The organism is Pseudoalteromonas luteoviolacea CPMOR-1, from assembly GCF_001625685.1.
In the GTDB taxonomy this organism is placed as follows: Bacteria; Pseudomonadota; Gammaproteobacteria; order Enterobacterales; family Alteromonadaceae; genus Pseudoalteromonas; species Pseudoalteromonas luteoviolacea_K.
Window position 1 is genome coordinate 260,784 of record NZ_AUYC01000012.1, and the last position, 13,383, is coordinate 274,166.

The following is a 13,383-nucleotide window of genomic DNA, read 5'->3' on the forward strand; positions in this document are numbered from 1 at the left end:
GTTTGGCGTCATCTCCCATATCGACTTACTTTCCAAAGGAAAATCATGGAAACCAACGCACTGAAAATTGCTTCAGATGCTGTGCTAAACCCTGGGCAAGATCTAGATGGTTTGCGAGCACAGGGGATTGCGCAGCTACAAAAACTCGCACCCGATACATGGAGCGACCACAATGTATTTGATCCAGGCATTACCTTGCTTGAAGTATTGGCTTATGTGCTATCGGATTTAAGCTATAAACTCAATTATACCGTTGAGGATCTTATCGCGGTTGAGCCTGGGGAGTCTCTTGCACCGACGCAGTTTTTAAACTCGGAGCAAGTGATGTTTAGCCATTGCGTTACGCTTGCTGACTATAGGCGTTTGTTGCTTGATATCACAGAGATAAAGAACATTACGATTTCTGTTCGCGATGAACGCGCGACTGGCGCGACAATTTTTGATGTGATTGTTTTAGCTTCACCGTCGTCACAGGTATCACAAGACCGCCTGCGAGAAATAATCCATCACACGTTTTCTGCGTCTCGTTGTATAACACACCAGCTGGGTGAGATTGAATTTTATCAAGCTGTACCTGTGCAATTGGGTATGCATTTGGTACTCAAAGATGCGCAAGACATTGTACACGTGATGGCCGATATTTTGAGTAAAGTCGCTCTTGAAATATCGCCTAATTTAACCCGTTACACTAGTCAGGAATTATTGGATAAAGGGATGTATGTAGAGGATATCTACGTAGGTCCATCGTTAAGTAATGGCTTCATTTTAGACGAAGATTTAGAGAGCACACCGGTTAAAAAGCACCTCTATAGCTCAGATATTTTAGATGCACTGCGAGTTCACCCGAATATTGAACAGATTGAAGAGTTTAGATTTATCGTAGATCAAGGTGCTCAGCCAGGTTATGAATACTGGCAAGTTGAAGTTCAAGACTTAGACCCTAGTTCAGTGAACTTGGCACCTGAGTTAGGATTTTTGAGTACGCAATTCTTTGATGCTATTTCTTTAGTCATTGAAGGTCAAAGTTATGTACTTGATGAAGATGAAATGGCTTCAATTAGGTACGCAATCGGCGAGCGAATCCTTGAACAAACGTCAGAGCTAACCGAGCAAGTTGATCAAGAGCCACATCGATTCTTACCCTTGAGCCAATACCGTTCACTGCAGCATGAATTGCCACAAGTTTATGCGCTGACAGAGCAGTCTTTAAATCGAGATATTGACTCTGATCAAAAAGCACAATTATTGCAATTTAAAGGGTATTTACACTTGTTTGATCAAATATTGGCTGATCAGCACAAGCAACTTGATGTTTTACCTCATATTTTGGCATTGCCCCAATATACGCATTTCGAGCGATTAGGGCAGATTATGGATAGAATGTTGTCCAGCGAAGCACTTTCGCAAGGGCTTCTTGATGAGTTTTGGCACAGAGTCAAAGCTTTACCACACACACAATTGAGTCAAGCGGTCACAGGCATTAGTGGCGTCAATCATCTGGTGAAATTGGCATTAGACGCGTATCAACAACAAGGTTTACAGCAGCAATTAGAAAGTGACTTTTCAGTAGCTCAGTTGACGCGTTTGAACGACAGTATCGCGCATTTGCTGGCACGTGTTGCCATTAAACTACCGAATGCAAACCTGCTCAAATATCGCGAAGTATTTGGCTTTTATGTCAATGTGATTGGTGCCTGCCAGAATGATCCGAGCGAACATGAGGATTTATTATCACGTCTGGTATTGCTGCGCCAGTACATTGATAAGTGTCGATTACTCAATGAGATTGGCGCTTTGGGAGAAAATCGCTGTCGCGGTTTTGATTATTTATCGAAAGATCCAAAAACAGCGCATATTGCGAGCCTGAGCCGCTTAGTGATGCGCAGCCTTGGCTTTTCGCACCATGGCCAGATGCCGTTAGCGACCCATAACAGAGAGAGCTTTTATTTATTGGAAAGCGATCTACTGGGGAATGACTCGACGGGCAAATTATATTGTGTCTTACCCAACTGGACGACTCGTTTACAAAATACCGCGTTTAGAGTGTTAGTGGAAAGTCAAATAGGTAAGTTTAAGCCTCTGCATCTATCTGCTCAATGTGTCTGGTTAACGCGAGAGCAGATGAGTTTATTTGAACGCTTATATTTTGGTTGGTTGAATTTTTACGGTCAGGCACAACGTGAAAGGTTTGCAGAGGGTCAAGACCATATTGCCAGTGTCGCAGCCGATATCGGCAGTTTGTTGGAAACTGTACTGGTATCTGAGCCAGATACCATGATTGAAAACATCATTAATTACGTACTCGCTAAGCCTCAGGGTATGGAAGTACTTGAAGTGTATCTTGTGCAGATATTGTCTGAGTACGCATATGAACCTTTGCCCAATGAAATTGAAATTGATGAGCAAAGTTATGCGCAAGTACGCAGCGCGGTTGCGCAAATTATCAATGAACACAGTGCGCTTTATCCTGATGGATTTAGCGAAGATCAAGTATTGTATTTAGCCACACAGTTGTGTATCGACCACATTTGTACACCTAATGCATTTGCACAATCAAGCAATACTCGGTTTACGGTTGGATACTCTCCACTCCCTTTTCTTAAACCAATATTACCTGTGTCTTTTTCACAAATTAACTCAAATACCGCGGTGGTTTCGAAATTTATCGTGGCGACCAGCGTGCCAAATCGCATAGATCCTGAAGGAAACGAAGAATGAACAAAGTCAGTGACCAAGAAGTGTTAGTCGAATGTGACCAAACATCTATAGTAACTAAGCGCAGCCGCGCAGAATTAATTGAAAAGTTTGACGATCTCAAAACGCCTACAGGGGACGATTTTGAATCTCTTATTCGCTCAGGCTTTAATCAAATAGATGACCCTATCGCGGTAGAGAGAGTCGGAGAAACTCAAGAAATAGCGGTTACATCGCCCCTCACAGTCAGTCCAGATGGTGAGACACCGCGTTTACGCGTAGATACTGATGCCGTCAAAATTGATCACGAACTGGTTGTTTGTGATGGTGAAAGCGAAATGCAGGTGCTCAGTGCCGATGCGCAAAGCGTTTCTGTGTATGGCAAAGTCGAAGTGTTACCTGACGCAGAAGAGGTTTTACGAGTTTCGGGTAGCGCAAAGTTAACAGAGGGCTTAAAGTCACAAACGGCGGATATCAATCAGCACTTAAGAGCGGGCGCGTTGTCTGTCAGTAAAGGCACCATTCAGACATTGGAAGCGGGCTTGGATGATGATGATAATCCAAAAATTACCGCTTATGGTGATGTTGAAGTAAACGCAGATGTCGCTGTTGAAGGTCAAATTCAGGCTGATTCAATCTCCGTTGCGAATGATGCCAATGTGAGCGGTAATACATCAACTCAGATGCTATCGGTCGCAGAGCGTACCATGTTACTCGGTGAGCTCAGTGCGCAAAATGCAATCTTTACAGAGCATGTAGAAGCCCCGATGTTAGGTGTTGGCCTAGATGAAAATAGCACTTTGGCGAAATTGCATATTGGCAAACGTTCATCAGACACGAGCGATCTACTCCGAGTGGATGATTTAAACCAAGATAACACGCCTTTTATTATCAACCCTGAAGGTAAAGTTGGGATTGGTACAAGTGTGCCTAAAGCGCGCTTCCATGTTGCTGATTCGGTATTAGTTGGTCAAGATAAAGACCAGCCTCACATCTCACTAAATGAAGACGGGCGTGCACATTTTTCTGGGACTGTGAGCATAGAGCAAGCAGCAGACATTACGGGCGATTTGAACGTAGAAAGTGATGCGTATGTCAACGGCAAGCTGTCTGTGGGAACCCAAACACCGAGTGCAAAAGTAGATATTCAGGCTGGCAGTGGTGACTTACTGAATATTGGCGATGGCAATAGTAATTTAGTTAAAGTCACGAATATGCCCCTTGCAGGTGAACAGTCGATCAATATGTTTGCACATACATACATTTCAGATGATTTGACTGCTGCTGGACAAGTCAATGCGGAGACTGTGCAGGTTACAGATACTTTAACTGCGGGTAGCACGGTGCTTGAAGCGCTGCTGATTAATCAAGATGCCCAAGTTAGCGGTCAAACACGTACGCGCCAGCTTCAAGTCGGCGAAACGCCTAGCACACCGGTACAAACAGATGCAGGCGCACTTATTAATACCACTCTCGATGTAACTGCACATGCTACGTTTAAATCATTGCATGCAAGTGAGGACATTACGACCGATACCTTAGTCCAAGCAACCGACGGTGTAGTGAAGCACAATCTAACTGTGGGTGAGCAGGTAGGCAACCATGATGCGACGTTGACGGTGAAAAGTACAGCGACAAATCACCCGTCATTGCTAGTTGCTGATAAAGAAGGTAACCCATTGCTGCGTATTGATAATGACCAAGCAGTGATGGGGAGTACAGGCCAAGCGCAATCTTTGACAGTTAAAGGGGATATCACAACGCCTGATCTAGACGTTTCTCATGAGGCGACTATTTACCAGGCGGACTTTAGTGAACATGTGGTGATTGCATCTAATACGGTTCAAAGTGACTGGACAACCAACGCAAAATTGGCTGTGCTAGCCCACAACGGCCAACCACAAAGTGTGGACGTCAGCTTTTTTGACGGTTTAAATACAACGTCAGTCATCAATGCAACGGGCAAGCAAATTGGTTTGTTCCAAAATAACCCGCAGCAGAGCTTACATGTCGGTGAATCTGCATTGTTTGATAAAGATATCACGGCCCTTAAAGGCGTTTATGTTGCCAGTGAGAACAGTGAATTTGGTGGTTTCAGTGCGTCCTTGATACAAACTCAAGTGGGTACTGAGCAGAAGTCCGCAGATTTGCACGTGTATGGTAATACACATTTATTTGATGAGTTTACCATTGTTGAAAACGATCACATCGCAGTCAATTTTACGAATAGCCAATTTGAGCTCACTCAATTATCAGAAAACCCCGTATTTAGAATCACTAATCAAGCACAAGATGCGGAAATATTGGCAGCTGCAGGTCAGCTTGCTATTAATCAAATGATCCCAGAAGGTGGCGTTAATTTTGCGGTTACTGGTTTGGCTGATATTACGGGCCAATTAACCATTAGAGATAATGGGATTGCGTTAACAGTAGACGGTAAATCTAAGTTGATGGATCATGCAGAGTTGAAAAACGGACTGCATGTGAGTGTGACTAACAACTCAGGAGATACACAGCGCGCTGCTCTGACAGTATCTGGAAAATCAATATTAGAGGGTGAACTACATACAACGGGTGACGTGCAGTTTGATGCTAATCACACGGTAGATGGTGATAGCGAAATCAAATCTAACTTGGCAGTGAGACGCAATGCTCAAGTTGGGGAAAAGTTAACAGTATCTGGCGAGCATTATGCTGGTGGTAGTGTCGAAATTGAGGGCACTGAAGGCCGCGATGCATTGACTGTAAATAATGATGCTAGTTTTAGAGCCGACGCGACTATCTCGGGGAATTTGTCCTTAGCACCATATCAAGCGACTGCGCGAGTGCATATCTGCGAGACGGATCAGCAAGCACTTCGTATAGATGACCCAAGTGGTAAGGCACAGTTGGTGTTTAGCCATGGCAATTTAGGGTTAGGTGTTGAGCGTCCAGATTACATTTTAGATGTAGGGGAAGATGCCTGTTTTAGAAGGGATTTGACTGTCAATGGCCGCGTCGAAATAGATGATAGTCTACACGTAAATGAGTATGCCAGCTTTAGAAGTAATGTGAACATTTATGGCACATCAGAATTACAGGGTGAAACCAGAATTGGCCTGGCTATGCACGCGCAAGATGAAGACGCATCTATAACACGCCGTAACGCCCAGTTTAGTGTAGAGCAAAACCACTTTGAGTATGGTTTAGCCGTATATCATAAAGGGGTTAACCCAATTGTGTTCCAAGATGGCAAAGTGGGGATCCGCAATGCACAACCGGAAGCTGAGCTGGATATTTTAGGTGATATTAAGGTCGAAGGTGATATTGAACTCAATGGGGTATTGCGTGGTACCGGCCAACTTGAGTGTTTAGATGGCGCGAAGATTTTAGGTGATGTGGAGCTGCGCTCTGACTTGACCGTATACGATGATGCCTTATTTAAAGATACTGTCACAATTGAGGGCCTAACAACCATAGAGCGTAAACTAAATCTTCTGGCTGACGCCGACTTTGCTAAAAGCTTGCATATAGGTGAGGAGCTAACAGTAAGGGGTAATGCATTCTTTAAAGAGGCGGTTCACTTTGATAAAGATACAACGGTACGTGGCAGCTTAGTCGTTGAAGGTTTAGATGCGGCAAATCAGGTCGTGTTTAAACCGCATGTGGATATTCATAGTCATTTAGCCGTGCAAGGTGAAACAAACTTTGGTAACGACACGCATGTGAAAGGCGATTCGTATATCAGTGGTGCAGTGAGTGCAGCAAGCGTAGCGGTAGAACACAGTGTTAAAGTGGGTATTTCACATAATGACAGCGCGATGGTGTCAGTTAATACCAGTGAGGGGGAAGCTGCACTAGATGTGGCTGTGCGTGGTAACTCAGAGCTGATTGTTGATGGTAATGCAAATGTCGGTATTGGCTGTAAAGCACCTGAGCACAAGTTAGATGTCCGTGGCGATGCGCGCGTATCTGACTCGTTGACTGTGGCTGGTGAGTTAGTTCTCGAAAGTAAGCTTAACCTACAACAGGGGGCGGAAATTGTTGGTGATTGTGCTGTTCAAGGCCAAATTGCGCCACAGCAACTTCAATTACCGCAAGGGCCGCAGATTGACGCAATATCGTCAGACTGTGAACTTGGCGGTGATATGGCGTCAGATCATGTACTTGCCACTCAAGCTGCTGTTAAAGCCTATGTGGATGAACATGCATGGCGTTTTGGTCGCGGTAAGAAGGTTGTTGCCGTCCACAATCAAGAAGAGTTTGACGAGATATTTGCGAGAGATTGCTTGAATAATATGACGATCTTATTGTTCCCACACAATGGTCATCGTCAGGTTTCTAGAGCATATAAACTGAAAAATGCCGTTGAGGTCGGTTCAACCTTAAGTATCGTGGGCTTTAATGAACGTGAAACGCGCATTGTCAAAGCACATGCAGGGTGCCGCTTCTTGATCCGTGGTGATAGAGACGCGATGGTCAAACATGTTGAAATGCACGGCTTTACATTTGATGGTGCGATCCACGAAGTGTCGAGAGAACTCAGTGCTTATGAAGGAAATGGCGGTGCATTTAACTTACGCTACGCCGATCAAATACAACTTAATTGTGTGATTGAGAACCATGCAGTCAGTGGTGATGGTGGTGCGATTTATGGTGAAGATGTGACTAACATCACCGCGAACAATATCCGCAACTGTCGAGCAGGTCGTCAAGGTGGGGCGGCTTATGGTTTGAGGTATGCCAATATTCAAGCACAAAATTGTCAAGCTGAACGCGGAGGTGCTGTCGCGCATTGTGATGACAGTGAAGTGGTTGCAATCAATAATACTGCACAGCTGCATGGTGGCGGCGCTTATAAGTGTCAAAACTTGATCTGTAAAGGATTCTGGCGACGTAATACGGCACAACAAGGTGACGGAGACCATATATATAGCATGGGCTGTTATCACCTCGAAGAGCAAGAAGAACACCATGGTGACTTTTTGTGGCATGCGCTGTATTTAGACAAGCCTATGAATCACTCTCGCTTCTTCTGGCGTAACGATCACGTTTAACCATGAAGCTAGCAATAGGTCAAATAGGGGCTGAATTAGAAGCCCCTGCACACTTAGTGAGTTTAGGTCAGCACAGTATTGCTGACCTAGAGTCACTGTTCAAAAACTGGTTGTATAAGGAAATAAATAAACTTGAATTAGACTGGCCAATGACGGTATCAGGTACCGTGCCTGTGACTTTGGATGATATTGAAATAGAGCTACCAGATATTGACCTAAATGCGTTAGAGCGTGACCCAAGTAGTTATTTTAATAGGGTATTTAGTCCAGTCTTTTATACTGCTTTGGAGCAGCAATTTATTAAGCACTTGAGTGGCGCTCAAAAACAGAATTACCATTTGGCGCCGCTAATGTTAAACGACGTATTAAAACGCGGGAAAAGCGAGCAGAGCACGCATATTTGGCAAAAAGTATTGGCGGCTTGTTGGCACAGTTTACAGCACCAGCCAGCGTTATTTTTGAAGGTGCTCAACAGTGCAGAATGGCCGAGTATGCGAAAACGGTTTGTCGAGGCGATATATCAAGAGCCTGAATATCTTGTCGCGTCATTCTCTGTTATCAGTGATGGGGTTATTTCCAGAAACGCTGAGGCATTTTTGTCCAAGTTGTCACAGCCTGAATGCATTGAATTATGGAAGGATATAGAAACACTTCGGATCATACATGCATCAGATTTGAATACTCGCCAGCACAGCTTATCGCTCGTGTTAAAAAGCTTTAAGATGTATGTAGCGCAGTCAGAATTCTCAGAGCAGATAAGAAGGCGTGTGGTCAGCGGAATAATAAACAGCAATTTATCCCTTCGCTATTTATCAACTTGGTTTACGGTTAAAGCTTCGACTGAATTGACGCATTCTGACTGTCAGGCATTAGTGCACCTAATAGATAAAGCAAAGGTTAAGGAAAAGGCTGTGGCAAGCGCTCGCGCGCTTATAGCCCCTTATCAGCCTAGTTGTTTAGCTAAACTGTTGGATCATTATAGTCCTGTTGGAGAGCCACAAACGACAGTTAACCAAACGCGTCAAAAAGAGGCTTCATATCTGCTTGTTCAGCTCCAGAGTCAGCTTGGTAGTGGTTGTAGAAAAACAATTCGAGCCTTAGAAGTGTTGATTAAGCTCATTAACACTGCTGTTACTACCGGCGAGTTACCTTTTTATAGTCAAGTACTGTGGTGTGAGTTTATTGCTCAGCATGATATTGAGCAGCGCTTACCAGCATCTTTGCTGACCCCTTTGAAGCACTTGTTGAGATCTCAGCTCGGTACTGAGCAAGTCTTGTTGTCTAAGCGTCGAGCTGTCAATTATGCATTGGCATTGATCGCTCGTGAATACGGATGGATAAAGCGTAAAAATGTAACTCAATCTAGGCCGGTATACGCTCGTCGTTTATATGCCGTGTTGTGCCAAATCAAAAATATACCATGGCAATATATTGATCAATTTAAGCGTATGTTCGGACCTTCAATTCATGCAACCAGTGACCTTATATCTGCGGTGGAGTTTTCTAGCTATGAAAAACTGCTGCAAAAGGTTGAGCGCTGGTTAGGTGATGAACACATACTGGATAAGCAAAGTGCCATTCGTATCTGCGAAGCTAAAGTGGTCAATGATATGCCCCTAAAAGACGATACTTCAAATCTAATAGAGTGGCGTGAAAGAAATACTAATGAGCTTGGGGACGGATCTGAAGTTGCAACACCGTTGGCGCTCAGTAACGTAAGTGAATTTGGCCCTTCACTGCGAACTGTGTGTGGAAGCACATCTGAAAAATATTTAGATCAGGTAGAAGCTGCACAGATCAGATTAACGTTGTTGGCGGTTTCTCCACGGTTAAATGACAGCAAAAGATTGAGATTGAATACCGAATTTAAAGGTGCAAGATTAGAAAAGTTAAAATCGCTGCTCAGAAAATATGCTTCAGATTTGAGTTCAACGGCGGTTTTGGCAACGCAAAATGTCAATCAGTGTTACGACGATGTTTTTACACACACTGCTAAAAGCCTGTCGTCAATTGCAAGTTTGCTCTCTGTCTGTGAACAGCTTAGTCAAGACCTTGAACAGGCGATTTATCAGATCCGTGACGTTCAAAAATTACAAAGTGAGTTAGCTGATAAAGTGCAGTTACAAGCTCAAGAGCAGCAGCAAGCCCTGAGTGAGTCGCAGCAGAGTTTAAGTAGTAAAAATAAATCAAGTAGCAGTGGAGCGGTACCAGAAGTGGCTCGTCAGTCGCTGTCTAAACCTTCAAGTCTTGAATTGGCCAGAATGTTGAGTATCGCCTCGCAATTATTACGTTATTGTGATGCACTTAAACACACTATCAAAGTCAATCAAGCGAGTATCCAGTTGCATGATAATCATGAACTGGTTGTGTATATGGTGATATACCTGCGCAGTTGGCAAAAAGTGTGTTCAACCCATAGTCTATCGCTAAGTACACCTTCATTAAATGAGATATTAAATAGTGCAATTATCAAACTGAATACTGTGCGGGAGGAGAACTATCAACTAAACCCTTATTTGAAAACTCAAGCACAGAAAGGACACATGTGGTGGCTAGAGTTGTTAGATGTGTCACTGTCACCTGATAGTCATTTTGCAAAAGATGCCTCAAGCGCCTTAGAAAATGCGAACTATGATAGCGCGTCAGGTGGGTGCTTGAACGAAGAAAATCATCAGCAAATGCACCATATGAGTTCCGCTCAAAACGTGATTACGATAAACGATATCAGTGAGTATGTTGAGGCTCGAACTTTTGCCGACGTGACTCGATTATTAACCCATTATGAGGAACGGATTCAAGCAGCTAAAAAGCACCGAGACGTTTTGCTTGGAGAGGCTGATTCGGCTGATGACGCTGTGGTTGCATTGAACAGCGCAGAGCAGGGTGAAAGTACCAATAAATCGTTATCTGCGACACACACAGATATGAGCAATAAATTGAATCCTAAGGTGGTTGAAAAGGGAAAGTCACACTCAGTCGTAAAAGAGACGTCGCTGTGGCAACAAGAGCAGCATCGAGTCAAACATATTTCCGCACGCCTGTTAAAGCAGGTACATAGGTATCAAAATAACCTGAAACGCTCTGGCATAGAGCCATTAAAAGCGCACAGTGAACACATGCTAAATGAGCTACGACATCAATATCAGCAATCAACAGAGAGTCTTATTAGTGACGACGCCGGTGTGGTGTTGCTGTGGCCATTTTTAGAAATTTTATTCACTAAGTTAGAGTTACTCATTACAGCTGAAAACGGTCAGATCACGTTTGCGGATTTAGCTGCTCAACAAAAGGCGCATGCTCTATTGTGTGAACTGGCAGGGATAGAAGCAAATAGTGCAGAAACATATGCGATTAATGCTTTGCTAGGCCTAGCGCTTGACCATGAGTTTGACGAAGAAGCGCTTGTTTTAGATAGCGAAGCACAAGACGAATTAAACACCCTTATTAAAGCCGCGATAAACCGCTGGGAAGCGCTCAAAGATATGCCCATCGATGCATTTAGACATATGTTCTTGCAGAGGAGGGGAGAAGTGAAGCTCACTGCCAATGGTGTGAGTATTGTTGTCGAGAACAAACCTCAAGATGTGCTACTTATGAAACTACCTTGGGGCTTAGGCATAGTGCAGTTACCTTGGTTAGACACCGATCTTATTAACATCGAGTGGGATTACGGCTTTTAGTATAGCGTCTACAAGTCATGACCCTAAATTCACAATAAAACTTAAAATGAAAGCGCATTATTTGACGTGGTGCGCTTCAACGCCCAAAACCAATTATCAAATGGACTCGCAAACTCTGAGCCAGTCCCAATTCAATATGGAGAAGTGTATGCCTGTAAATAATCATTCAAACCTACGCGCCTTAATTGAGGAACATCAGGTGCGCCAACAGCAGTATCAAGTTGCGGAAAATAAAGTACAAGCTTATTTGGAGTATAATCGTCGGTATTTACTCCAACATTTGAATAACTTATTTACAAGCAGGGTATTACCACATCTAGAGCTAGTAAAATCATTACTCATTGAACAAGGGTATACCGCAGATATCGAGATAGAAAAGCAGACGTTATATGAAGAAAGTTCAGCGATTGAAGTGATCACGCAAGTATCTTTATTATTCTCAGGTAATCAAGACGACCAAGATATTGGTTTAACACAAAATAGGTTGTTGATTTTTACAAGGCCGAACCATGCGTTTATATATGCAAAATATATTACAGAGCTCGTTACCAGCCAGACTCAGCCTCTATTTTTTGCTGATGATTATTACTATCAAAATATACCGACTGCGGATATGCAGTTTCCACACCTACCATTTCCGCCCAATTTTGAGGACCACAGTGAGTTTAAGTCCATGGCCTCGGATTTTCTAAGCCTGGTTTTTTTACAGATCAGAGGGAAGTTAAGCTAATAAAAGGTCAAATACAAGTCTTGGTTTTTTGTCACAAAACTTATCTGCTTGCGTCAGTGTTTAAATATGCTAAGGAGAGTCACTGTGGCAAATTATCAAGAGGCATTTCAATATGCGTTTTCTAACACGAGCGAAATTCGTCAAAGCTTATATTGTAATTCAGACCGACTGATTTACTGGCAAAGTCTGTATAACCATGGGTTTAGTGCAAAAGAGGTTCAACGAATATTTGAACATATTTATGCATTTGAACTTTGGTCAGAGCTCAAAGGTGAGCAGATCCAGAATCAACAAGCCGCAGGGTTACTGTTATTAATCAATGCTCAAGGCTACCTCTCAGTTATACTCAGTGAAATGCAAAACTACTTTAATATTAATTTAAGTAGCCAAATGTGTGCGTGTACTTTAAATCAGATAAATACATTACCTGAAAACAAACTCATTGAGTGGCTCGCAGCTGCAGTTGATTATTTCTCGCTCATTGAAAATAGGCGATTAGAAAACATGATTCATGCTATTAAAACTTGAATTATGAGTTTATTACCCAATATAGGTAGTCATTTATACTGCTAGTTTAAGCAATGAACTAGAACAATTAAGGAAAGCACTATGACAATACAACAGCCGAAAGTTGGTCAATTTACCTTTGAACAAGAAGGGCAAGAAGGTGGGCGTTACCATAGTCGCGTGTTACATGTGCCTTCAAAGTATTCTGGCCTGACAATTGGCCGAGGATTTGATCTCAAACACCGCAGCTCAAAACAGATACTCAAATCGCTTAGTGAAGCTGGCGTTGCCCTTGAAGATGCAGAAGTTTTGGCAAAAGCTTCAGGCTTATATGGGTCGCAGGCACAGCAGTTTATAAAGGCCCATGGTCTTGAAGGCTTTGAAGTGAGCCCAAAGGAGCAAGTGATTTTATTCGAACAAACATACGAAACCATGTCAAAAGACGTCAAGCGAATATGTGATAAAGCAGATTGTGTTGAAGTATATGGGCCCGTGGACTGGGAAAATCTTCACCCTAAGATAAAGGAAATTTTGATTGATTTACGCTACCGAGGGGATTACACCCCAGCAACGCGCAGGAGAATTCAGCGCTATGTAGTGCAAAATGACCTAGAGGCGTTTAGTAAAGAGATGTCCGATAGAGAACTGTGGAATACGGTGCCAAGTGAGCGATTTAAGCAGCGTTTGGCCTATTTGACTACAACGTAAAAAAAGCTGCTTCGGCAGCTTTTTACAA

6 protein-coding genes are annotated in these 13,383 nt (G+C 43.2%); all 6 read left to right on the forward strand.

The window, feature by feature from the left end:
- Window positions 1-45: 45 nt before the first annotated feature.
- Window positions 46-2,718 (forward strand): hypothetical protein, encoded by a 2,673-nt coding sequence (locus tag N473_RS02925; protein ID WP_063366642.1) that lies wholly within the window; start codon window positions 46-48, stop codon window positions 2,716-2,718.
- Window positions 2,715-7,730 (forward strand): hypothetical protein, encoded by a 5,016-nt coding sequence (locus N473_RS02930; RefSeq protein WP_063366643.1) that lies wholly within the window; start codon window positions 2,715-2,717, stop codon window positions 7,728-7,730. The genes N473_RS02925 and N473_RS02930 overlap by 4 nt, the downstream gene beginning before the upstream one ends.
- Window positions 7,731-7,732: 2 nt before the next feature.
- The gene (locus N473_RS02935; RefSeq protein WP_063366644.1) at window positions 7,733-11,410 is read left to right on the forward strand and encodes a contractile injection system tape measure protein; all 3,678 of its coding nucleotides are present in this window, start codon (window positions 7,733-7,735) and stop codon (window positions 11,408-11,410) included.
- A gap of 148 nt (window positions 11,411-11,558) precedes the next feature.
- Window positions 11,559-12,140 (forward strand): hypothetical protein, encoded by a 582-nt coding sequence (locus N473_RS02940; protein WP_063366645.1) that lies wholly within the window; start codon window positions 11,559-11,561, stop codon window positions 12,138-12,140.
- Window positions 12,141-12,224: 84 nt separating this feature from the next.
- Complete coding sequence (locus tag N473_RS02945) at window positions 12,225-12,668, forward strand: hypothetical protein (protein ID WP_063366646.1); 444 nt, start codon at window positions 12,225-12,227, stop codon at window positions 12,666-12,668.
- A gap of 81 nt (window positions 12,669-12,749) precedes the next feature.
- Window positions 12,750-13,355, forward strand: coding sequence for a hypothetical protein (locus N473_RS02950; protein WP_063366647.1), 606 nt, complete (start codon window positions 12,750-12,752; stop codon window positions 13,353-13,355).
- Window positions 13,356-13,383 lie beyond the last annotated feature (28 nt).